This is a genomic window from Paracraurococcus lichenis (genome assembly GCF_030657435.1).
GTDB classification, from domain to species: domain Bacteria; phylum Pseudomonadota; class Alphaproteobacteria; order Acetobacterales; family Acetobacteraceae; genus Paracraurococcus; species Paracraurococcus lichenis.
This window is the reverse complement of the sequence record NZ_JAUTWS010000002.1, coordinates 273,569-294,860: the sequence shown is the minus strand read 5'-3', so window position 1 is coordinate 294,860 and position 21,292 is coordinate 273,569. Positions and strand designations below refer to the sequence as shown.

General features: G+C 71.3%; 21 protein-coding genes. 11 read left to right on the top strand and 10 right to left on the bottom strand.

What is annotated here, in order from left to right:
• Nucleotides 1-13 precede the first annotated feature (13 nt).
• The 3 genes from carB (at nt 14) to Q7A36_RS03310 (ending at nt 5,499) form a co-directional block, all read left to right on the top strand.
• Nucleotides 14-3,259: a carbamoyl-phosphate synthase large subunit gene (gene carB / locus Q7A36_RS03320; RefSeq protein ID WP_305102226.1), complete on the top strand. Its 3,246-nt coding sequence runs from the start codon at nt 14-16 to the stop codon at nt 3,257-3,259.
• A 224-nt stretch (nt 3,260-3,483) separates the two neighbouring features.
• Complete coding sequence (gene greA / locus Q7A36_RS03315; protein ID WP_305102225.1) at nt 3,484-3,957, top strand: transcription elongation factor GreA; 474 nt, start codon at nt 3,484-3,486, stop codon at nt 3,955-3,957.
• Nucleotides 3,958-4,257: 300 nt separating this feature from the next.
• The gene (locus tag Q7A36_RS03310) at nt 4,258-5,499 is read left to right on the top strand and encodes a threonine ammonia-lyase (protein ID WP_305102224.1); all 1,242 of its coding nucleotides are present in this window, start codon (nt 4,258-4,260) and stop codon (nt 5,497-5,499) included.
• A gap of 87 nt (nt 5,500-5,586) precedes the next feature.
• On the opposite strand, the gene Q7A36_RS03305 is transcribed toward Q7A36_RS03310, so the two are convergent.
• Nucleotides 5,587-6,072, bottom strand: a complete 486-nt coding sequence (locus tag Q7A36_RS03305; RefSeq protein WP_305102223.1) for a DUF2171 domain-containing protein — start codon at nt 6,070-6,072, stop codon at nt 5,587-5,589.
• A 98-nt stretch (nt 6,073-6,170) separates the two neighbouring features.
• On the opposite strand from Q7A36_RS03305, the gene Q7A36_RS03300 reads away from it, so the two are divergent.
• Both Q7A36_RS03300 and Q7A36_RS03295 read left to right on the top strand, forming a co-directional pair.
• Nucleotides 6,171-6,446, top strand: coding sequence for a type II toxin-antitoxin system Phd/YefM family antitoxin (locus Q7A36_RS03300; protein WP_305102222.1), 276 nt, complete (start codon nt 6,171-6,173; stop codon nt 6,444-6,446).
• Nucleotides 6,443-6,874, top strand: coding sequence for a type II toxin-antitoxin system VapC family toxin (locus Q7A36_RS03295; protein WP_305102221.1), 432 nt, complete (start codon nt 6,443-6,445; stop codon nt 6,872-6,874). Before Q7A36_RS03300 ends, Q7A36_RS03295 begins: the two co-directional genes overlap by 4 nt.
• Here Q7A36_RS03295 and Q7A36_RS03290 read toward each other — a convergent pair whose 3' ends face one another.
• Entirely contained in the window at nt 6,875-7,525 is a 651-nt protein-coding gene (locus tag Q7A36_RS03290; protein ID WP_305102220.1) for a class I SAM-dependent methyltransferase, read from the bottom strand. It abuts the gene before it with no gap.
• A 78-nt stretch (nt 7,526-7,603) separates the two neighbouring features.
• Nucleotides 7,604-8,083, bottom strand: a complete 480-nt coding sequence (locus Q7A36_RS03285; protein WP_305102219.1) for an Lrp/AsnC family transcriptional regulator — start codon at nt 8,081-8,083, stop codon at nt 7,604-7,606.
• A 137-nt stretch (nt 8,084-8,220) separates the two neighbouring features.
• Between Q7A36_RS03285 and trxB the strand changes: the two genes are divergently transcribed.
• From trxB to Q7A36_RS03255, 6 genes are all read left to right on the top strand, one after another.
• The gene (gene trxB, locus Q7A36_RS03280; protein ID WP_305102218.1) at nt 8,221-9,198 is read left to right on the top strand and encodes a thioredoxin-disulfide reductase; all 978 of its coding nucleotides are present in this window, start codon (nt 8,221-8,223) and stop codon (nt 9,196-9,198) included.
• 2 nt (nt 9,199-9,200) lie between these two features.
• Nucleotides 9,201-10,091, top strand: coding sequence for a LysR family transcriptional regulator (locus tag Q7A36_RS03275; protein WP_305102217.1), 891 nt, complete (start codon nt 9,201-9,203; stop codon nt 10,089-10,091).
• 284 nt (nt 10,092-10,375) lie between these two features.
• On the top strand, nt 10,376-11,347 hold the full coding sequence (locus tag Q7A36_RS03270; protein WP_305102216.1) for a Bug family tripartite tricarboxylate transporter substrate binding protein: 972 nt from the start codon (nt 10,376-10,378) through the stop codon (nt 11,345-11,347).
• 181 nt (nt 11,348-11,528) lie between these two features.
• On the top strand, nt 11,529-12,515 hold the full coding sequence (locus Q7A36_RS03265; RefSeq protein ID WP_305102215.1) for a Bug family tripartite tricarboxylate transporter substrate binding protein: 987 nt from the start codon (nt 11,529-11,531) through the stop codon (nt 12,513-12,515).
• 86 nt (nt 12,516-12,601) lie between these two features.
• Nucleotides 12,602-13,594 carry a Bug family tripartite tricarboxylate transporter substrate binding protein gene (locus Q7A36_RS03260; RefSeq protein ID WP_305102214.1) on the top strand — a complete coding sequence of 331 codons (993 nt, stop codon included), beginning with the start codon at nt 12,602-12,604 and terminating at the stop codon, nt 13,592-13,594.
• Between the two features lie 30 nt (nt 13,595-13,624).
• Nucleotides 13,625-14,368 carry a sulfite exporter TauE/SafE family protein gene (locus Q7A36_RS03255; protein WP_305102213.1) on the top strand — a complete coding sequence of 248 codons (744 nt, stop codon included), beginning with the start codon at nt 13,625-13,627 and terminating at the stop codon, nt 14,366-14,368.
• Nucleotides 14,369-14,379: 11 nt separating this feature from the next.
• Here the strand turns inward: Q7A36_RS03255 and Q7A36_RS03250 are convergent, their stop codons facing one another.
• The 7 genes from Q7A36_RS03250 to Q7A36_RS03220 form a co-directional block, all read right to left on the bottom strand.
• A complete protein-coding gene (locus Q7A36_RS03250; protein ID WP_305102212.1) occupies nt 14,380-15,273 on the bottom strand; it encodes a (Fe-S)-binding protein in 894 nt (297 codons plus the stop codon).
• A complete protein-coding gene (locus tag Q7A36_RS03245; RefSeq protein WP_305102211.1) occupies nt 15,264-15,671 on the bottom strand; it encodes a 4Fe-4S dicluster domain-containing protein in 408 nt (135 codons plus the stop codon). The genes Q7A36_RS03250 and Q7A36_RS03245 overlap by 10 nt, the downstream gene beginning before the upstream one ends.
• The gene (locus tag Q7A36_RS03240; protein WP_305102210.1) at nt 15,668-16,042 is read right to left on the bottom strand and encodes a RidA family protein; all 375 of its coding nucleotides are present in this window, start codon (nt 16,040-16,042) and stop codon (nt 15,668-15,670) included. The genes Q7A36_RS03245 and Q7A36_RS03240 overlap by 4 nt, the downstream gene beginning before the upstream one ends.
• Nucleotides 16,043-16,098: 56 nt before the next feature.
• On the bottom strand, nt 16,099-17,406 hold the full coding sequence (locus Q7A36_RS03235; protein ID WP_305102209.1) for a dicarboxylate/amino acid:cation symporter: 1,308 nt from the start codon (nt 17,404-17,406) through the stop codon (nt 16,099-16,101).
• Nucleotides 17,407-17,507: 101 nt separating this feature from the next.
• A complete protein-coding gene (locus Q7A36_RS03230; protein ID WP_305102208.1) occupies nt 17,508-18,614 on the bottom strand; it encodes an alanine racemase in 1,107 nt (368 codons plus the stop codon).
• Nucleotides 18,611-20,146, bottom strand: a complete 1,536-nt coding sequence (locus Q7A36_RS03225) for a M81 family metallopeptidase (RefSeq protein ID WP_305102207.1) — start codon at nt 20,144-20,146, stop codon at nt 18,611-18,613. Before Q7A36_RS03225 ends, Q7A36_RS03230 begins: the two co-directional genes overlap by 4 nt.
• The gene (locus tag Q7A36_RS03220) at nt 20,143-21,267 is read right to left on the bottom strand and encodes a threonine synthase (RefSeq protein ID WP_305102206.1); all 1,125 of its coding nucleotides are present in this window, start codon (nt 21,265-21,267) and stop codon (nt 20,143-20,145) included. The genes Q7A36_RS03225 and Q7A36_RS03220 overlap by 4 nt, the downstream gene beginning before the upstream one ends.
• Nucleotides 21,268-21,292: the final 25 nt, after the last annotated feature.

Here is a 21,292-nt window from a genome sequence, read left to right as displayed (position 1 = left end):
CGGAACGCCCCCCATGCCGAAGCGCACCGACATCCAGTCCATCCTCATCATCGGCGCCGGCCCGATCGTCATCGGCCAGGCCTGCGAGTTCGACTATTCCGGCGCCCAGGCCTGCAAGGCGCTGCGCGCCGAGGGCTACCGCGTCATCCTGGTGAACTCCAACCCGGCCACGATCATGACCGATCCCGGCCTGGCGGACGCGACCTATATCGAGCCGATCACGGTCGAGATGGTCGAGAAGATCATCGCCAGGGAGCGGCCGGACGCGCTGCTGCCGACCATGGGCGGCCAGACCGCGCTAAACACCGCCCTCAAGCTGGCCGAGGCCGGCATCCTGGCGAAATACGGCTGCGAGCTGATCGGCGCCAAGGCCGAGGTCATCGACAAGGCCGAGGACCGGCTGAAATTCCGCGATGCCATGGCGAAGATCGGCATCGAGAGCCCGCGCAGCGGCATCGCCCACAGCATGGCCGAGGCGCGGGAGGCGCTGGAGCAGGTCAAGCTGCCCTGCGTCATCCGCCCCTCCTTCACCCTCGGCGGCACGGGCGGCGGCATCGCCTACAACAAGGAGGAGTTCGAGCAGATCGTCACCGCCGGCCTCGCGGCCTCCATGACGTCGGAGGTGCTGATCGAGGAGAGCGTGCTGGGCTGGAAGGAGTTCGAGATGGAGGTGGTCCGCGACCAGGCGGACAACTGCATCATCGTCTGCTCCATCGAGAACCTCGACGCCATGGGCGTCCATACCGGCGATTCCGTGACCATCGCCCCCGCGCTGACGCTGACCGACAAGGAATACCAGCGCATGCGCGATGCCAGCATCGCGTGTCTCCGCGAGATCGGCGTCGATACCGGCGGCTCCAACGTCCAGTTCGGCATCAACCCGGCCGATGGGCGCATGGTGGTCATCGAGATGAACCCGCGGGTGTCGCGCTCCTCGGCGCTCGCCTCCAAGGCGACCGGCTTCCCCATCGCCAAGGTCGCGGCCAAGCTCGCGGTCGGCTACACGCTCGACGAGCTGGCAAACGACATCACCAAGGTCACGCCCGCCTCCTTCGAGCCGACCATCGACTATGTCGTGGTGAAGATCCCCCGCTTCACCTTCGAGAAATTCCCCGGCACACCGCCGACGCTGACCACCAGCATGAAGTCGGTAGGCGAGACCATGGCCATCGGCCGCAGCTTCGCCGAGGCGCTGCAGAAGGGCCTGCGCGGCCTTGAGACCGGCCTCTCCGGCCTCGACGAGGTCGCGGTGCCGGGCGATGGCAGCGCACAGGCCTTCCATGCGGCGCTGGCCACGCCGAAGCCCGACCGCATCCTGATGGCCGCCCAGGCCATGCGCGCCGGCGTCTCGCTCGAGGAAATCCACGAGGCGTCGAAATTCGATCCCTGGTTCCTGCGCGAGGTCGAGCGGATCGTCGCGGCCGAGACGCAGGTGAAGGCCGAGGGCCTGCCGAGCACGGCGACCGCGCTGCGCCGGCTGAAGGCGCTCGGCTTCTCCGACCGGCGGCTCGGCCAGCTCACCGGCCGGACCGAGCCGCAGGTCGAGGCGCATCGCCTCGCGCTCGGCGTCACCCCGGTCTACAAGCGCATCGACACCTGCGCGGCGGAGTTCGCCTCCGAGACGCCCTACATGTACTCGACCTATGAGGGCGGCTTCGGCACCCCGGTCTGCGAGAGCCGGCCGACCGAGGCGCGGAAGGTGGTCATCCTCGGCGGCGGGCCGAACCGCATCGGCCAGGGGATCGAGTTCGACTATTGCTGCGTCCATGCCTGCTACGCGCTGCGCGATGCGGGCTTCGAGACCATCATGGTCAACTGCAACCCGGAGACGGTCTCGACCGACTACGACACCTCCGATCGCCTCTATTTCGAGCCGCTGACGGGCGAGGACGTGATCTCCCTGATCCGCAAGGAGCAGGAGAAGGGCACGCTGCTCGGCTGCATCGTGCAGTATGGCGGCCAGACGCCGCTGAAGCTGAGCCAGGCGCTGCACAAGGCGGGCATCCCGATCCTCGGCACCTCGGCGGAAGCGATCGACATCGCCGAGGACCGCGAGCGTTTCCAGCAGCTCCTCAAGGGCCTCGGCCTCAAGCAGCCGCAGAACGGCACGGCACGTGGCCTGGATGAGGCGGTGCGGGAGGCCGAGCGCATCGGCTATCCCGTCGTCGTGCGTCCCAGCTACGTCCTCGGCGGCCGTGCCATGGAGATCGCCCACAATGCCGAGCAGCTCCGCCGCTTCGGGCAGGAGGCGGTGAAGGTCTCGGGCGAGAACCCGATCCTGATCGACCAGTACCTGCAGGACGCGATCGAGGTGGATGTGGACTGCATCGCCGACGCCGCGGGCCAGGTCTATGTCGCAGGGGTCATGGAGCATATCGAGGAAGCCGGCATCCATTCCGGCGACAGCGCCTGCTCCCTGCCGCCCTATTCGCTGCCGCCCGCCATCGTGACGGAGCTGAAGGCGGAGACCGAGGCGATGGCTCGCGCGCTCAAGGTCGTCGGCCTGATGAACGTGCAGTACGCGGTGAAGGACGGCGAGATCTACGTGCTCGAGGTCAATCCCCGGGCCTCCCGCACCGCGCCCTTCGTCGCCAAGGCGACCGGCGTGCCCGTCGCCAAGATCGGCGCCGAGGTCATGGCCGGCGCCAGGCTCGCGCAATTCGGCCTCGATGACGACGCGATCTACCGCCATGTCGCGGTCAAGGAGGCGGTCTTCCCCTTCAACCGCTTCCCCAATGTCGACGTCATCCTCGGGCCGGAGATGAAGTCCACCGGCGAGGTCATGGGGCTGGACGCCAGCTTCGAGCGCGCCTTCGCCAAGTCGCAGCTCGGCGCCGGGGTGAAGCTGCCGCTCGCCGGCACCGCCTTCGTCTCGGTCAAGGACAGCGACAAGGCGGCGGCGGTGGTCCTCGCCCGGCGGCTGATCGACATGGGCTTCACCGTGGTGGCGACGCGCGGCACGGCGGCGCGCATCCGCGACGCCGGCCTCGCCTGCGAGATCATCAACAAGGTGCTGGAAGGCCGGCCGCACTGCGTCGACGCCATCAAGTCGGGCGACATCCAGCTCGTGATCAACACCACCGGCGGCGGGCAGAGCGTGGCGGACAGCTTCGACATCCGCCGCTCCGCCCTGACCCATGGGGTGCCGCACTACACAACCGCCGCGGGTGCCCGCGCGGCGGTACACGCGATAGCGGCGTTGCGGGCCGGCACCCTTGATGTTGCGCCGCTGCAGTCCTATTTTAGTCGTTCATTCTGAGCGGACGGTGTCGGGTTTCGGCGCGGCCCGCCGGGGTGCAATTGTCCTGCGCCCTCAGGCGGCCCGCGCCCCCATGCCCGGCTGCTCGGTCTTCCTTCGCCGTCCTGGCCCGGTGACGCATGCGCTCGTCCGAAGGGCGGGACGGCCGGAGGACGAATTTCGTCGCGTCCCGGCGGGCGAACCGCGCAGACTTCACCTGAGTTGCTCGTAAGGAAGGGCTTGCCGTGCAGAAGTTCCCCATGACCGCGGAAGGTCTGGCGAAGCTGGAAGAGGAACTGAAGCAGCTGAAGGCCGAGGAGCGGCCGGCGGTGATCCGCGCGATCGCCGAGGCCCGCGCCCATGGCGACCTCTCGGAGAACGCCGAATACCACGCGGCGCGCGAGAAGCAGTCCTTCATCGAGGGCCGGATCATGGAGCTCGAGACCATCATCCCGGCCGCCGAGGTCATCGACGTCTCCAAGCTCTCCGGCAACCAGGTGAAGTTCGGCGCCCGGGTGACGATCGTTGACGAGGAGACCGAGGAGGAGAAGACCTACCGCATCGTCGGCGCCCATGAGGCCGACATGAAGCACAACTCCATCTCCATCTCCTCCCCGCTGGCGAAGGCGCTGATCGGCAAGAAGGTCGGCGACAGCGTCGAGGTCCCGGCCCCGGGCGGGGCGCGGGCCTATGAGATCACCGCGGTCGCCTTCCGGTGAGGCGATGGGCGGAGCACGGGCCGTTCGGCGGGACCGGAGCCTAAGCAGGCTTTCGCGGGTTGGGCCACACTTCGTGCGACCCAACCCTTTGAAGCGAAAGCCTGCTTAGGGCCTTGTTGCAGCGCAAACCCCGAGGGGTTTGCTTAGCGAGGCCCCGCCGGCCTTTCGTCATGGACCAAAGTCGCCTGCTGCGGTGCAGCAGCATGCGTCGCCTTCCTCGCGGATCGGGCGTATAGGGCGCCACCCTGCTACCGGGCGGTCGCGAGCCTGCCCGGAGACCCGCCGCGAAGGATCCTCGCCTTGCCCCTGCGCGCCCTCGCCTCCGAAGGGGTTGCCGCCCCGTCCGTCACCCTGGCCGATGTGCGCGCCGCCGCGGCCCGGATCGAGGGCGCCGTTCTCCGCACCCCGACCATTCCCTCCCACGCCGTCTCCCGCGCGGTGGGCGCGAAGGTCTTCCTCAAGCTCGACAACCTGCAGCCGACCGGCGCCTTCAAGGAGCGCGGGGCGGCCAACCGCATCGCCCTGATGACGGCGCGGGAGCGGGCGGCAGGCGTCATCGCCATGTCGGCCGGCAACCACGCCCAGGCCGTGGCACGGCATGCCTCGCTGGCCGGGATCGCGGCCACGATCGTGATGCCGCGATTCACCCCCGCCACCAAGGTCGTCCGGACCGAGGGCTGGGGCGCCCGCGTGGTCCTGCATGGCGAGACGCTCGCGGAATCCGCCGCCCATGCCCATGAGCTGGCGCTGAAGGAGGGCCTGACCTTCGTCCACCCCTATGACGACCTCGGGGTGATCGCCGGCCAGGGCACCATGGTGCTCGAGATGCTGGAGGACGCGCCGGCCCTCGACGCCCTGGTCTTCCCGGTGGGCGGCGGCGGCCTGCTGACCGGCTGCGCCGCCGCGGCGCGGGAGCTGCGGCCCGGCCTGCCGGTCTATGGCGTGGAGGTGGAGGGCTACCCCGCCATGGCGCAGCGCCTGGCCGGCCAGCCCGTCTCGGTCGGCGGCCCGACCGTCGCGGAGGGCATCGCCGTGCGCGACGTCGGCGAGGTGCCCTTCGCCCTGCTGCGCCAGATGGGGGTCGAGGTGTTGGTGGTGCCGGAGCGCGCGGTGGAGGAGGCGATCGCGCTGCTCGCCGAGGGCGCGAAGGTGGTGGCGGAAGGGGCCGGCGCGGTCGGCCTCGCCGCCATCCTGACCTACCCCGAGCGCTTCCAGGGCAAGGCCGTGGGCACGACGGTCTGCGGCGGCAACATCGATGCCCGGGCCCTCTCCAACGTGCTGCTGCGCCAGCTCCTGCGTGACGGCCGCATCCTGCGCCTGCACCTCGACATCCCGGACCGGCCGGGCATGCTGGCCGACATCTCCGCCCGCATCGCGGCGCTCGGCGGGAACGTCATCGAGGTCCAGCACCAGCAGCTCTTCGGCGCCCCGACGGTGCAGAGCACCGAACTGCACCTGATGGTGGAGGTGCGCGACACTGCCCAGGGCAATGCGATCATCGCGGCGCTCGAGGCAGGGAAGTACGTCGTGCGGCGCGGCTAGCGCTGCCTTCGCGCCGCATCGGGGCGGCGCGCGTCCAAGGGTCCTCTCCCCCATCCCTTGCCACGGCCCTGGTGCCGGCCGAAGCCGTTACCTGACCCGGCCGGGATCGCTGCCGCCATGCCGGTCCATGTTGGGGTCGTCCGGGAAACCGGACCCGGCGGTGCCCTGGCCGGTGCCCCAGCCCGGCAGGCTTCCGGGGCCGGCAATGCCGCCGCCATGGATATTGCCCGTCCCGGTGCCGGCCTGGTCGCCCATGGGCGAGACCCCGGCGCCATCGTCGCGCTCGCCCGGCTCGTCGTCGGTGACGGCGCCTTCCAAAGCCTCCGGCAGGGTCATGCCGCCTACCGCCATGGCGCGGGCCTGCTGCGCCGGCAGGGTCAGGCGCACCCGTCCGGCCTCGACCTCCGCCACGACCGAGAGCGGCAGGCTGTGGTGGTGCCGGCCGCTGCCGTCGGGATCGTCCCGCCGGGTCAGGCGGAGATGCCCGAGTTCCAGCCGGTCCACCGTGCCGACATGGGCGCCGTCGGAGCCGATGATCTCCATGTGCGGGCGAATCTCGCCGGTGGTGGTCATGCGCTGGTCTCCTTGCCCTCTGCAGGGAGAACGGCGCGGCCGGGCGATGGATGCGCCGCGCTTGCGGCCGGCATTCCGGTCAGACTAGTCTGATCGCGATGGATGGTCACAACCCCGCGCCCGGAACCTGGAAGCTGCAGGACGCCAAGGCCCGCTTCAGCGCGCTGGTGCGCGAGGCGCAGCGGCACGGGCCGCAGCGGGTGACGGTGCATGGCCGCGATGCGGTTGTCGTGCTCTCGGCGGAAGACTACGCGCGGCTGACCACCCCGCGCCGGAGCCTCTTCGAACTCATGCAGACCTCGCCCCTACGGGACCTCGACATCGAGTTCGGCGAGCCCGGGCCGCGGTTGCCGGTCCGCGACGCGGAGCTGTGAAGGGCTGGATCCTCGACACCAACGTCCTGTCGGAGCTGCGCAAGCCGCGCTGCAGCCCGCAGGTCCGCGCCTGGGTCTCGGCCCAGCCCGACGACAGCCTGTTCGTGAGTTGCGTCACCTTCGCCGAGATCCGCTTCGGCATCGAGCGGCTCGCACCGGATGAGGCGTTCCGCCGTGCGCTGACGGAGTGGCTCGACCGGGAGTTGCGGGGCTGGTTCGCCGGCCGCGTGCTCGACATCGACGAGGCGGTCGTGCTCGCCTGGCGGCGGATGGTGGAGGACGGCAGGGCGCGCCGGCACACCTTCCCGCAGCCCGACCTCTTCATCGCGGCGACGGCGCAGGTCCATGGCCTCGGCATCGCCACCCGCAATACCGGGGATTTCCTGGCCGCCGGCATCGAGGTGCTGAACCCCTGGGATCCCCGCTGATCAGTCCCGCTGCAGCAGGCTGATGCAGTCGAGGCGCGGGATTCCGCCCCACTCCATCACCTCCTGCCGCAGCACCCGCAGCCCCTCCTTGCGGGCATAGTGCGCGAAGAGCGGGCGCGACATGAAGTTGCGGCAGTGCGGCGCGCGCAGCCAGTCCTCGCCGCCGACATAGTTGGAATGGTGCAGGACGGCCCGCGCGCCCGGCGCCATGATCCGCCGCGCCTCGCCCAGATAGGCGCGCACCACGTCGCTGTCGAAATGCACCATGGCGTCGAAGCTGTAGAGCAGCGTCACGCTGCCGTCCGGCACCTCGCGCAGGTCGTAGCCGTTGTTGGCGATGTAGGTGATCTTCGGGTCGTCGCCGAAGCGGTCGCGGCAGAAGGCGATGTTCTCCGGCCGGATATCGACCAGGATCAGCCGCCGCGCGAGCGGCAGGAGGCGCCGCGCGTTCCGCCCGCGGCCGGTCGCAAGGTCCAGCACGCAGGTGAAGTCGGCGCCGGCGAGATGCGGCTCGATGGTCCGCCAGAGGATGTCGAAGCCGGCCTCGGCCGCGTCGAAATAGGGATGCTGCGGCAGCCAGGGATCGCCCACATGGCGCGCCGCCGCGTCGAGTCGCGCCTCCTTGGCGAGGGCGGGCATCAGGTCGGGCATCAGATCTCTCGTCTCCGGCGCGGCGCGGGAGGATGGCCGCCGAGGATGACCCGTTTCCTGCCGCCGCGCCGGGGCCCGTCAGGCCCCGATCGGCACCCCCGCCTCGTCCTTCGAGGTGCGGATGGTCTGCAGCGTCTGCACCCGCGCCACCTCGTCGGCGGCGGTCAGCTTCGCCGTCAGCGCGTTCTCATGCGCCGTGTCGCGCGCGACCAGGCGCAGCAGGAAGTCGCCGCCGCCACGGATCATGTGGCACTCCCGCACCTCGGGCCAGTCGCGCATGCGCGCCTCGAAGGCGGTCAGCACCGCCTCCTTCTGGCTCTCCAGCCCGACGAGGGCGAAGAAGGTGATCTCGTAGCCCAGCGCGACCGGATCGAGGTCGGCATGGTAGCCGCGGATGACCCTCTCCTCCTCCAGCCGCCGGACGCGGCGCAGGCAGGGCGGCGCCGAGAGGCCGACGCGCCGCGCCAGTTCCACATTGGTCATCCGGCCATCGGCCTGCAGTTCGGCCAGGATCTGGCGGTCCACCTCGTCCAGGGAAGAGTCGGGATCGGCGCTCATGCTCTCATGATTCGTTGCCGTGCGAAGGCTCGGGGCGCAATATCATTGCTCGCCGCCTGCGCCGCAAGGCTTGTGCTTGTGACGCCCCCTCGCCTGACAAATATGCTTGTTGCGCCCTGACTGCCGGGAATCGAGCCTTGCCCCAGACCCTCCGTACGCGACTCCTCATCCTCGGCGCCGGCCCGGCCGGCTACACCGCGGCCATCTATGCCGCGCGCGCCGGCCTGAAACCCCTGGTGGTCGCGGGCATGCAGCCCGGCGGGCAGCTCACCATCACCACCGATGTGGAGAACTACCCCGGCTTCGCCGAGCCGATCCAGGGCCCCTGGCTGATGGATCAGTTCAGGGCGCAGGCCGAGCATTGCGGCGCGGCGATCCTGCAGGACGTGGTGACGCGGATCGACCTCGCCGCGCGGCCGATCCGGGCGATCGGCGATTCGGGCGATACCTACCTCGCCGACAGCCTGGTCATCGCAACGGGCGCGCAGGCCCGCTGGCTCGGCGTGCCGGGCGAATCGGCGCTCGGCGGCTTCGGCGTCTCCGCCTGCGCCACCTGCGACGGCTTCTTCTTCCGCGGCAAGAGCGTGGCGGTCATCGGCGGCGGCAATACGGCGATGGAGGAGGCGCTCTACCTCTCGAACCTGGCCAGGGAGGTCACGGTGATCCATCGCCGCGACGCCTTCCGCGGCGAGCGGATCCTGCAGGAACGGGTGGCGGCCAAGGCCAATATCGCCGTGCTCTGGGACACGGTGGTCGAGGAGATGCTGGGCACGGAAGGCAAGTTCCGCGCGCTCCGCGCCGTGCGCACCCGCAACCTCCGGACCGGCGAGGTCGCCGAGCGCCCCTTCGACGGCGTCTTCGTCGCCATCGGCCATGACCCGGCGACGGCGCTGTTCCGCAGCCAGATCGGCATGGATGCGGAAGGCTACATCGTCACCGAGCCGGGCAGCACCCGCACCACCATCCCCGGCGTCTTCGCCGCCGGCGACGTGCAGGACCGCATCTACCGCCAGGCCGTCACCGCCGCCGGCACCGGCTGCATGGCCGCGCTCGAGGCCGAGAAATGGCTGGCGCACATGCCCGAATCGGCCCCGGCGGTCGAGGCCTGGACCTGACCATGCCGCTCGACTGGGACAAGCTGCGGGTCTTCCACGCGGTGGCCGAGGCCGGCTCCTTCACCCATGCGGGGGAGACGCTGAACCTCAGCCAATCCGCCGTCTCCCGCCAGATCCAGGCGCTGGAGGAGGCGCTGCAGGTGCCGCTCTTCCACCGCCATGCCCGCGGCCTGATCCTGACCGAGCCGGGCGAGACCCTGAACCGCACGGTGCGCGAGGTCTTCGCCAAGCTCGCCATGACCGAGGCGCTGCTGACCGAGAGCCGCGAGCGGCCGGCGGGGCGGCTGAAGGTGACGAGCACCACAGGTTTCGGCAGCAGTTGGCTGGCGCCGAGGCTCTCCCACTTCCTCGCGCTCTATCCGGATGTCAGCGTCACGCTGCTGATGGACGACAGCGACCTCGACCTCGCCATGCGGGAGGCCGACGTCGCCATCCGCATGCATCCGCCGCGGCAGCCCGACCTGATCCAGCGTCACCTCGCGAGCTTCGGCTGGCGGATTGTCGGCGCCCCCGCCTATCTCAAGCAGGCCGGCGTCCCGCAGCGGGCCGAGGATCTCGACGCCCATCGCCTCATCATCTGGGGCGACCACCGGCCGCCGATCGACGAGGTGAACTGGCTGAGCGAAGCCGGCCGCCGGCCCGGCGCGCCGCGGCGCGCGGCGGTCGAGGTGAACAGCCTCTCGGGCATGCTGAAGGCGGTGCAGAGCGGCCTCGGCCTCGCCGCCATGCCGGACTACATGGGGCAGGAGCTGGAAGGGCTGCTGCAGGTGCTGCCGGAGCTGAAGGCGCCGCGCCTCGATGCCTATTTCGTCTATCCCGAGGAGATGCGGCACTCCAAGCGCGTCTCGGTCTTCCGCGACTTCCTAGTCGCGGAACTGACGGGCACGCATTGATATGCACTTTGCGCATGGGTGGTGGCAGGTTTGACCAGACCAGCATGGGCCCTGCGGGCGTAGGCTTTGGTCGTCCGACCTGATCGGTCGGTCAGGGTAACTCGGGGCCCTGCCCCGAACCCCTTCGTCTCCCAGACGTGAAGCCTCCCTGTTGACTTTCGCCCGCCATCCCCATGGGGCTGGCGGGCTTCTTTTTGCCGCGGCGGCGGGGCTTGAGCGGCCGGCCGCCTCGCTTCACCCTGGCGTTATCGGGGCCGCGGAGACGGCCAAGCCAGGAGACGTCCATGCATCGCCGCCACCTGCCCGGCCTCGCGGCCGCGCTGCTTGCCGCGCCGGCCCTCGCCCGGGCCCAGTCGCAGCCTTCCTGGCCGAATCGCCCGATCCGCATGGTCGTGCCGCTGCCCCCGGGCGGCGCGACCGACATCTGGGCGCGCCTCGTCGCCGAGCCCATGGGGGCCATCCTCGGCCAGCCCCTGGTCATCGAGAACCGCGCCGGCGCCGGCGGCATGATCGGGACGGAGGCGGTGAAGAATGCCGCGCCGGACGGCTACACCATCCTCTTCCACATCGCCTCCTTCGTGCAGACGCCGGTGGTGCTGCGCCGCTGGCCCTATCGCCCCGAGGATTTCGCGCCCATCGGCAAGTTCGGCACGACGCCCCTGCCCTTCTGCGTCCGCGCGGACCTCCCGGTCACGACGCTCCGCGAGTTCGTCGCCTATGCCAGGGGGAAGCAACTGCCCTATGGCACCTATGCCCCCGGCAGTTCCGGCCATGCCTTCGCCCAGGCGCTCTCCGACCTTGAGGGCCTCGACATGGTCCCTGTCCACTACCGGGGCGAGGCGCCGATGCTGCAGGACGTGCTCGGCGGCCGCGTCGCTTGCGCCTTCCATTCCATGACCGCCTCGGGCGAGCAGATCCGCTCCGGCCGCATCCGGCCGCTGGCGACGCTCGGCCGCGCCGGCATCCCGAGCATGCCCGCCGTGCCGAGCTTCGTCTCCCTCGGCTATCCCGACTATTTCGGCAATGCCGGGTTCATCGGCCTCTGGGCGCCGCTGAAGGTGCCGGAGCCGGTGCTGGCCGCGCTCGTGGACGCCTTCCGCCAGACCATGCAGCGGCCGGAGGTGCTGCGGCGCATGGCGGAGACGGACACCATCGCCCAGTACCTGGGCCCCGAGGAGTTCCGCGCCGACATCGCGGCCTACCAGGCCTTCTGGCAGGGGCTGGTGGACCGGCTCGGCCTGACCGTGGAGGGCTGATCCCGGCCGCGACGAGCGGCCTGGGCATCCCTGCCCCCGCGCGGGGGCGGACCCGGCGACGCCACGGCGGCGGAGCGTCGGCGCCGTCATCACCAACATTAGGTTTCGCAACTGTCCCGCCGTCTCGTCTAGCCTGCCCGCGCCGGCGCCGGAGAGCGCCGCCTCACGGGAGGACAGACGCATGCGACGCCGCCCCCTCCTGGGCCTCGCTGCCCAGGCGCTCGCCATTCCCAAACTCGCCGCCGCGCAGGAGGCCGCGCCGCGCTACCCCGACCGCCCCATCCGCTTCATCGTGCCCTTCCCGCCCGGCGGCGGCACCGATGTCTGGGCGCGGATGGTGGCGGAGGGCATGCAGGCCGAGCTCGGCCAGGCGATCCTGATCGAGAACCGGGCCGGCGCCGGCGGCCTGGTCGGCGCCGAGGCGGCGGCCAAGGCCACGCCGGACGGCTATACCCTGCTCTACAACATCACCACCCATGTGCAGGCGCCGGTGACCTTCCGGCGCTTCCCCTATGACCCGGTGAAGGACTTCTTCCCCCTCGGGCGCCTCGGCACGACAGCCATCACCTTCTGCGTCGGGCCCAGCGTCCCGGCCTCCGTTACCACCCTCGCCCGGTTCGTCGAATGGGGCCGCGGGCGGGAGCTGGCCTTCGGCAATTATGGCCAGGGCTCCACCGGCCATGCCTATGCCCTGCTGCTGGCGCAGGAGGCCGGTTTGACGGTGACGCAGGTCGCCTATCGCGGCGAGGCGCCGATGCTGCAGGACCTGCTGGCCGGCAGCTTCCATGGCGGCTTCCACGGCATGCCGGCTTCGGGCGAGATGATCCGCGCGCGGCGCATCCGGCCGTTGGCGACCGGCGGGCCGGAGCGCGTGCCCTCCCTGGCCGCCGAGGTGCCGACGCTGCTCGAGCTCGGCTATTCCCGCCGCTTCGACTTCACCGGCTTCACCGGCCTCTTCGCCCCGGCACGCGTGCCGCAACCGATCCTGGACCGGCTGACCCAGGCCTTCCGCGCGGTCGCCACGCATCCCGAGACGCTGCGCCGGCTGCGCGCCATCGACACGGTGCCGGGCTACGAGGATCCGGCGACCTTCCGCCGCTCGGTGGAGCGCACCCTGCGGCAATGGGAGGAGCTGGCGCAGAGCCTCGACCTCTACGCGACCGGGTGAGCCTGGCTTGAGCCGCGCGCGGCCGCGGGCCACCCTGCACGGCAAGGGGCCGCGCAGACGGCCCGCCACGCCATCGGGAGACGCCCATGCACCGCCGCCACCTCCTCGGCCTCGCCGCCGCCGGCCTCGCCGCGCCGGCCCTCGCCCAGGGGACTGCCCAGGGGACCGCCCAGACCGGCTACCCCGACCGCCCCGTCCGCTTCATCGTGCCCTTCCCGCCGGGCGGCGGCACGGACACCTGGGCGCGCATCGCGGCGGAGGGGATGCAGCCGGAACTCGGCCAGCCCGTCGTCATCGAGAATCGCGGCGGCGCCGGCGGTCTCGTCGGCACCGAGGCCGCGGCCAAGGCCGCGCCGGACGGCTATACCCTGCTCTTCACCATCACCACGCATGTGCAGACGCCGGTGGTGATGCGCCGCTTCCCCTATGACCCCGTGCATGACTTCGCGCCCATCGGGCGGCTCGGCACAACCTCGATCAGCTTCTGCGTCGGGCCGAAGGTGCCGGAGGCGATCCGGACCTGGCCGGACTTCGCCGCCTGGGCCAGGGGGCGCGACCTCTCGCTCGGCTCCTATGCCCAGGGCTCGACCGGCCATGCCTTCGCGCTGCTGGTCGCCGAGGAAGCGGGGCTGAAGATGGAGCACGTCTCCTACCGCGGCGAGACGCCGATGCTGCAGGACATGCTGGCCGGGCAGATCCATGGCGGCTTCCACTCCATGGCCGCGGCCGGGGAGATGATCAGGGCGGGCCGCATCCGGACGCTGATGACGGCGGGCGACCGGCGCGTCCCGGCGCTGGGCGAGACGCCGCTGATGAAGGAGGTCGGCTTTTCCGAACGCTTCTCCTTCGGCGGCTTCAGCGGCCTGCTGGCGCCGGCGCGGACGCCGCAGCCGGTGCTCGACCGGCTGGCGGAGGTCTTCCGCATCGCTGCGGCGAAGCCCGAGACGCATCGCCGCCTGCTCGCGGTGGATACCGTGCCGAGCTACCAGGACCCGCCGACCTTCAAGGCGCAGGTCGCGCGCAACCTGCGTGAATGGACCGAGATCACGGAACGGCTGAACCTGACGGTCGAGGGCTGACGCGGCGCGGCGGCGGGCGCAGGCTGCGGCATGCTCTCCCTGCTCCTCGTCTTCGGCGCCGGGCTGCTGGCCGGCGCGATGAACGCCGCGGCCGGCGGCGGCTCCTTCGTCACCATCCCGGCGCTGGTCTTCGCCGGCATGCCCTCGGTCGCGGCCAATGCCTCCTCGACAGTCGCGCTGCTGCCGGGGACGCTGGCCAGCGCCTGGGCCTGGCGGCAGGAATTCCGTTCCTTCGAGGGCATCCCGCTTCCCTGGCTGATCGGCATCAGCTTCGCCGGCGGCCTGGCCGGGGCGGTGCTGCTGCTGGCGACGCCGCAGCGCGCCTTCGACGACCTGCTGCCCTGGCTGCTGCTGACGGGAACGCTGGCCTTCGCCTTCGGCCGGCAGCTCGGCGAGGCGCTGCGGCGGCATGTGCGGATCGGCCGCGGCACCGTGCTGGCGGCGCAGATCGTGCTGGCGATCTATGCCGGCTATTTCGGCGGCGGCGTCGGCATCATGATGATGGCGGTCTGGAGCCTGCTCGGCCATGCCGACATCCGGGCGATGAGCGCGGCGCGCACGCTGCTGGTCAGCGCCGCGAATGCCGTCGCCGTGCTCTGCTTCGCGCTCTGGGGGCCGGTGCGCTGGCCGGAGACGCTGGTGATGCTGGTCGCCGCGGTGATCGGCGGCTATGGCGGCGCGGTGCTGGCGCGGCGGCTGCCGGCGCCGGTGCTGCGGGCCTTCGTCATCGTCTTCGGCCTGGCGATGACGGCGGTGTTCTTCCTGCGGCGCTGAGCCGCCGCCGGTCAGACGGTGGGCGGCCTGCGCAGCTCGGGCTCGAGCAGCCGGGTGAAGACCGTCTCGCCCGCCGCGGCGATCCGCGCCTCGCCGACCGCGGCGCGCGGGTCCTCGGCATTGCGCCAGGCCTTGTATTCGTCCTCCGCCGGGATGCCGAGGCTCTCGGCCAGCAGGTGGATCCAGTTGCGCACGCGGATGCCGTGGCGCTCCAGCGCCGCGCTCTCCCGGTGGCAGGAATGGAAGATGGTGACGAGGGTATCGGCGCCCACCTCCGCCATGGCGGCCAGCGTCGCGCGCTGCGCATCCGCCAGCGCGCCCGGCACGGCGGCGATCGAACTGCACATGTGGCCGGGCGCGCGATACGGATGCTCCAGCACCGTGACGCCCGGGATCAGGCGCAGCAGCCCGGGCACCATCTCGTTCACCGCGACACGGCCGTTGAAGCCGTGATGCACGTGGACCAGGACGCGCGCCTCGAGCGGCCGCGCCAGCAGCGGCGCCAGGCGGTCGCGTCGCGCCCAGAGCGCCTCCGTCACATGCACCGTCTCGAAATTCGTCGGCGTCACCGGCGCCATGCCGTCCTGCATGTTCATGTGGCAGGAGGGGCACCAGGTGACGACGGTGTCGCGGCCGCTGGCATTGAAGGCCTCGACGGTGCGGCGGGCCATGCCCTCGGCGATGCGCGCGCTCGCCTCCTTCGGGCTGCCGCAGCAATGCGCCGGGCCGCCGGCGGGCGCGGCCTCGATCCCGACCAGATCCAGGATGCGGGTGGTGGCGCGGATGACCTCGCCATGCCGCGTCATGTTGCAGCCGTACCAGAAGACGGCCCTGTCGGCCGTCCGATGGCCGGAAGGCTCCGCCGGGAGGTCCGGATCGGACGGCGACGACGTGCTCACAGCCATTCCCGCTGCTCCTCCTCGTTCAGGGTCAGGCGCGCGAAGCCCTTCACCTTCGGGGAAAACTGCGTGTCTTCCTTCACCGGGATGCGCGGCGGCTCGCCGAGCGCGCCCTTGGCCCGCCACTGCGCGAGCCGCAGCATGAAGGCGGCGTCCAGCCCCTCCGGGCAGGCCGGCGTGCATTGCCCGCTACGGGTGCAGGCGCCGATCCAGGCGAGCGCCGCCGGCGTGCCCGCCCCGTCGCGCAGAACGTCGCGCATGCCGAAGGCGACCGCTGGCGGGCCGGCTTCCACCACCCCTTCGGCATAGGGCGTCATCGGGCAGGCCTGCACGCAGGCTCCGCAGGCGGTGCAGAGGGCGGCGAGGCGGGCGGACTCGGCCCGGATATGGCCCGCGAGGCTCATGCCGCCCCCGGCAGCACCGCGATCGCCTCGATCTCGATGCAGACATCGGTGGTGGTGAACTGCGCGCCGCCGACGCAGGTGCTGGCGGGCGGCGTCTCCAGCCGCTCGAAGGCGGCGCGGCGGACCTCGTTGAAGCCCTCGTAGTGCCGCATGTCGGAGAGCCAGGTGGTGATCTTCAGCAGGTGCTCGAGCCCCACCCCCTCGGCGGACAGCGCCCGCTCCAGGCGGCCCAGGCATTCCCGCGCCTGGTCCTGCACCGGCCGGCCCGCCGCCGCGCTGCCCCGGGCGGTGACGCCGGAGCAGAAGATGAGCTTCGCCCCGCCGCCGAGCGGCACGACACGGGCGGGCGGGAAGAGCGGGCGCTGGCTCATCGGGCGGGTCTCCTCGGCCCGGCAGCCTCCCCCGGAGCGGCCCCGCCACGCAAGCGCTACTCGGCGGGACGGCCGACCGGCACCACGTCCTCGAGGTCGTGGGTGCGCGGGCCGCGCGCCAGTTCCTCCCGCAGGCGGGTACGGTCCAGCTCCCCTTCCCAGGCGCTGACCGCGACGCAGGCGACGCCGTTGCCGACCAGGTTGGTCAGCGCGCGGCACTCGCTCATGAACTTGTCGATGCCGACGAGCACCGCCAGGGCCTGGATCGGGATGTCCGGGATGACGGAGAGCGTCGCCGCCAGCGTCACGAAGCCCGCCCCGGTCACGCCCGAGGCGCCCTTCGAGGTCAGCATGGCGACCAGCAGGATGGTCAGCTCTTGTCCCAGCGTCAGGTGCGTGTTCGTGGCATAGGCCAGGAACATCGTCGCCAGGGTCATGTAGATGTTGGTGCCGTCCAGGTTGAAGCTGTAGCCGAGCGGCACGGTCAGCCCGACCACCTGCGGCGCGCAGCCGAGCCGCTGCAGCTTCTGCATGATCTGCGGCAGCACGCTCTCGGAGGAGGAAGTGCCGAGGACGATCAGCAGTTCCTCGCGGATATAGGCGATGAAGCGCAGGATGGAGAAGCCGCAGAAGCGCGCGATCAGCCCCAGCACGATCAGCACGAAGCCGATCGAGGTGAGGTAGAAGGTCGCCACCAGCTCGCCGAGGCGGAGCAGCGAGCCGACGCCATAGGCGCCGATGGTGAAGGCCATGGCGCCGAAGGCCCCGATCGGCGCCGCCTTCACCACGATCTTCACCACGCCGAAGAAGATGGCCGCGAGGCTGTCCACGGCATGCGACGCCGCATGCTGCAGCTTCTCCGGGAGGGCATTGATGGCGAAGCCGGTCAGCACGGCCAGCAGCAGCACCTGCAGCAGGTCGCCGCCGGCGAAGGCGCCGAGGAAGGTGTCGGGGATGATCGCCATCAGGTGGTCGACCACGCTGTCCGCCTTGGCCCGCGCGGTGTAGGAGGCGACGGATTTCGCGTCGAGCTGGCTCGGGTCGATGTTGAAGCCGCTGCCGGTCTGGAACAGCTTCGCCACGATCAGGCCCATGGCGAGGGCGAAGGTCGAGACCACCTCGAAATAGAGGATCGCCTTCAGCCCCACCCTTCCGACCCGGCTGGCGTCGCGCACGCTGGCGATGCCGTGCACCACGGTACAGAAGACCACCGGCGCGATGACCATCTTGATCAGCTTGATGAAGGCGTCGCCGAGCGGCTTCATCGCGGCGCCGAGCTGCGGCCAGAGGGCACCGAGGGTGACGCCGATCGCGATCGCGATCAGCACCTGGACATAGAGCAGCGACAGCCAGCGCCTGGCCATGGACGTAACCTTCCCGGAAGCGGCCCAGGTTCAGGCCGCCGCGCCCTTTGGAACGCGGGACCTAAACCCTATGTTGCCGCCCGGTTACGGCTATGTTCGATTCACCAACCGTTCATACGATCCCAGACGGCAATCACCTCCCGCGTGCCGTCGACGACATGGTAGCGGTCATGCGCCGCGGCGGTCAGGCAGGCATGGTTCGGTACCACCCGCAGCCGCGCGCCGATGGGCAGGTGCGCGAAGGGCAGCGGGGCGTCGGAATGGACCTCGCCATGCTCCTGATAGGCGCGGGCGACCATCGGCTCGCCGCGGAGCGGGCGGCCGTCGAGGTCCACCACGCGGCCGAAGCCCCAGTCGCGCGGCGCCGCCTGGGTGCTGCGGTCCTTGGACAAGGCCAGCGCCCCGGCATCCAGCAGCAGCGTGTTCCGCGCCGGCCGCCGACCGATGACGGAGGCGAGGACGGTAACGGCGATGTCCTCCGCCGGATGGGTGTGGAGTTGCGCCTGGAAGAGGTCGCCTAACATGTAGACCCCGGCGCGGACCTCGGTGACGCCGTCCATCCGTTCCGCATGCATGGCGGTCGGGGAGGAGCCGAGCGAGACGATCGGCACCGCATGGCCCGCCGCGCGCAGGCGCTCGGCCGCGGTCACGATCCCCTGCCGCTCGGCCTCGGCGATGGCCGCCATGTCGGCGGGGCTGCGGCCGTTGTAGCTGTGGCCGGAATGGCTGAGCAGGCCGGCCAGCCGCGGGCCTAGCGCCGCCGCGATCTCCGGCAGCACGCCGCTGTCCGGCGCCACGCCGCCGCGCGCCTCGCCGACATCCACCTCCACCAGCGCCTGGATCGCGCCGGGATGGGCGGCGATGGCGCGCGCGGCCTCCAGGTCGTCGGTGATGACCTTCACCGCGGTGCCTGCGGCGTTCAGCGCCGCGACCGCGTCCAGCTTCTGCGGCGTGATACCGACGGCGTAGATCTGGTCGCGCCAGCCGCCCTCGGCGAAGTAGCGCGCCTCCGCCAGGGTGCTGACGGTGATGGGGCCGAAGTCCGGTGCGGCCAGCCGCGCGACCTCGCGGCTCTTCGCGGTCTTCAGGTGCGGCCGCAGCCGTAGGCCCGGGAAGCGCGCGACGGCCGCCTCCATCATCGCCAGGTTGCGCTTGAGCACGCCGAGGTCGAGGACCAGGCAGGGCGTGGGCAGGTCGTCCAGGATCATCGGGGGCTCCAGCGCGCATCCGGATCCAGCGGCAGGACCGGGCGCGGCAGCTTCGTCCAGGCGAAGCGCGAGAGGATGGGGGAGGTCAGGCCGGGCGCGTCCACCTCGACGATCCGATCGGAGGTGAAGAACTCGTCGAAGCCGCCGCGGAAATGCCCGCGGGACTTCACCACCACGCAACGCGCATTGCCGATGTCGAGGCCAAGATGCTCGAGGAAGGCGGGGTCGGCGCATTGCGTGCGGATGGAGATGACGACCACGGTGATGCCGCCGAGTCGCAGCGCCGCGGTCGGGCCCAGTGTCATGGCGGTACCCGCAAAAATGCCGCGGCGGCCGGTGACGCGGCCGTCGGAGAGGGCGACGACCTCCGCCTCGGCCTCGAAGGGGCGGCTGAAGGGGTCGTCGGCGGTCAGCGTGCCCTGCGGGCGGTTGAAGCGCGCGGCGAAGCGGGCGCCGACCCCTTTCTCATGCGCCTCGGCGGCCAGCAGCGGGTCGTGGACGACGCCCATCAGGCACCCCTCCACGCCGGCGGCGTGGAAGGCGGCCAGGATGTGCATGGTATTGCCGCGGCCGCCGCCGCCCGGATTGTCCGCGACATCGGCGAAGGCGAGCGGCACCGCCGTGGTCTTCGCCATCTGCGTGGCCTGGCGCAGCGGCGTCAGGTCGGCCGTGAAGCGCTCCCGCCGTGCCCAGGCGGCGCGCGCCAGGCGCTCCGCCATGCTGTCTGCCGAGTCCTGGTCGGCGGCCGTGACCACGACCGCCATGCCGTTGAAGGGGGTGTCGCCATAGGCGAAGCCGCCCATGACCGAGACGTTCCAGATGGCGGGGTCGAGCGCTGCCAGTTCCTGGCCGAGGTCGATCACTTCGGCATAGGGCCCGGCGGCGGTCAGCATGGAGACGGTGGGCGCCACGATCGGCAGGCGGATCAGCGCGCGGGATGCCTTCTCCCCGGCCAGCAGGCGGCGCAGCAATTGCGCGCTCTCCGCCCCGCGCTCCCGCATGTCGAGATGCGGGTTGGTGCGGTAGCCGACGAAGGCGTCGCAGTCCCGCACCATGCCGTCCGAGACATTGGCGTGCAGGTCGTAGCTGCAGACGAAGGGCACCGGCCCCAGCACCTCGCGCACCAGGGCCTGCAGCGCGCCCTCCGGATCGTCGAGCCCGGTGGTCAGCCCGGCGCCGTGCAGCACGGCATAGGCGCCCTCCACCTGCCCCCGCAGCGCCTCCAGCCCCGCGCGCCAGGTGGCCATCATGGCGTCGAAGGCCGGCTGCTCCACCGGCCCGTTCGGCTCGGCCATGGCCAGCAGGATGGGCCGCGGCTGCCAGGGGCCGGCAGCGTCCATGTCGGCGACGAAGCCCGGCATCTCGCCCAGCGCCTTCGGCGCGGCGCTGCGGGCGTCCGTCACGATGGCCTCGCCCTCCAGCCAGCAGCGCGTCTCGAAGTCGCGCTGCGTCGCCGGCGGGGCGAAGCGGTTGCATTCGATGGAGAAGCCCAGCAGGGCGATGCGCGGGCCTGCCTTCCCCTCGGCGCTCACAGCGAAAGCCCCAGCAGCTCGGCGATCCGCGGCGTGGCCTTCAGTCCGCTGCCGGTCAGCACCACCACCGTCGTCTCCTCCGGGCTGATCGTGCCCGCCGCCAGCAGCTTGCCGAAGGCCGCCGCCGCCTGCGCGCAGGTGGGCTCGACATAGATCCCGCTGCGGGCGAGGTCGAGGCATGCCTGGCCAATCTCGGCCTCCGACAGCATCACCGCCCCGCCCTGGGTCAGGCGCAGCACGCCGATGCATTCGCGCAGGCGGATCGGCTGGGCGATCGCCGTGCCCTCGGCGATGGTCGGCTGTGGCGCCGCGGGTTCCAGCTCCAGGAATTCCCGCGCGATCGGCGCGCAATGGGCCGGCTGCGCCGCGAAGATGCGCGGCAGCCGGTCGATCTGCCCGGCCCGCAGCAGTTCGGAGAAGCCGATGCCGCAGCCCAGGACATTCGACCCCGCGCCGCAGGGGACGATGACATTGTCAGGGGCGCGGAAGCCGAGATCCTCCCACAGCTCATAGGCCAGGGTCTTGGTGCCCTGCAGGAAGAAGGGATGCCAGTTGTGGCTGGCGTAGAAGATATTGGCCGACTCGCGCAGCGCGGCATCGGCGCAGTCCTGCCGCGTGCCGGGCACCAGTTCGATCTCGGCGCCGCTCGCCCGGCTCTGCACCGTCTTGGCCGGGGAGGTCGAGGCCGGGACCATGATCTTCGCCCGCATCCCGCCGGCCGCGGCATAGGCGGCGATGGCCGCGCCGCCATTGCCGCTGCTGTCCTCCAGCACCGCCTCCACCCCCTGCGCCCGCAGCAGGGAGAGCATGACGGAGGCGCCGCGGTCCTTGAAGCTGCCGGTCGGCATGAACCACTCGCATTTCAGCAGCGCTTTCGCGCCGGCGAGGAGGCGCGGCACCAGCGGCGTGCAGCCCTCCCCCATGGTGATGGGATCGCCGGCCAGCGGCGGCAGGGCGGCGCGGTAGCGCCAGAGGCTGCGCAGGCCAGGGTCGATATCGCCCGGCGCAAGGCCGGGCAGCTCGGTCAGCAGCAGGGGCTCCTGTGCGTCCCCGCACCAGCGCGGGGTCTCGAGCGGCCAGGTCCGGCCGGTGCGGGGATCCAGATATGCGAGCGCGTCCATGCCGCGGAGACTTGCCCTTTCGCCC

Coding starts and splice junctions, on each gene's coding strand:
- Q7A36_RS03220 (WP_305102206.1), bottom strand. CDS start 21,267: ATGGACGCGCTCGCATATCTGGATCCCCGCACCGGCCGGACCTGGCCG.
- Q7A36_RS03255 (WP_305102213.1), top strand. CDS start 13,625: ATGCTCTCCCTGCTCCTCGTCTTCGGCGCCGGGCTGCTGGCCGGCGCG.
- Q7A36_RS03235 (WP_305102209.1), bottom strand. CDS start 17,406: ATGGCCAGGCGCTGGCTGTCGCTGCTCTATGTCCAGGTGCTGATCGCG.
- Q7A36_RS03245 (WP_305102211.1), bottom strand. CDS start 15,671: ATGAGCCTCGCGGGCCATATCCGGGCCGAGTCCGCCCGCCTCGCCGCC.
- Q7A36_RS03240 (WP_305102210.1), bottom strand. CDS start 16,042: ATGAGCCAGCGCCCGCTCTTCCCGCCCGCCCGTGTCGTGCCGCTCGGC.
- Q7A36_RS03300 (WP_305102222.1), top strand. CDS start 6,171: ATGGATGGTCACAACCCCGCGCCCGGAACCTGGAAGCTGCAGGACGCC.
- Q7A36_RS03290 (WP_305102220.1), bottom strand. CDS start 7,525: ATGCCCGACCTGATGCCCGCCCTCGCCAAGGAGGCGCGACTCGACGCG.
- Q7A36_RS03305 (WP_305102223.1), bottom strand. CDS start 6,072: ATGACCACCACCGGCGAGATTCGCCCGCACATGGAGATCATCGGCTCC.
- Q7A36_RS03250 (WP_305102212.1), bottom strand. CDS start 15,273: ATGGCTGTGAGCACGTCGTCGCCGTCCGATCCGGACCTCCCGGCGGAG.
- Q7A36_RS03285 (WP_305102219.1), bottom strand. CDS start 8,083: ATGAGCGCCGATCCCGACTCTTCCCTGGACGAGGTGGACCGCCAGATC.
- Q7A36_RS03275 (WP_305102217.1), top strand. CDS start 9,201: ATGCCGCTCGACTGGGACAAGCTGCGGGTCTTCCACGCGGTGGCCGAG.
- Q7A36_RS03270 (WP_305102216.1), top strand. CDS start 10,376: ATGCATCGCCGCCACCTGCCCGGCCTCGCGGCCGCGCTGCTTGCCGCG.
- Q7A36_RS03260 (WP_305102214.1), top strand. CDS start 12,602: ATGCACCGCCGCCACCTCCTCGGCCTCGCCGCCGCCGGCCTCGCCGCG.
- Q7A36_RS03230 (WP_305102208.1), bottom strand. CDS start 18,614: ATGATCCTGGACGACCTGCCCACGCCCTGCCTGGTCCTCGACCTCGGC.
- Q7A36_RS03265 (WP_305102215.1), top strand. CDS start 11,529: ATGCGACGCCGCCCCCTCCTGGGCCTCGCTGCCCAGGCGCTCGCCATT.
- carB (WP_305102226.1), top strand. CDS start 14: ATGCCGAAGCGCACCGACATCCAGTCCATCCTCATCATCGGCGCCGGC.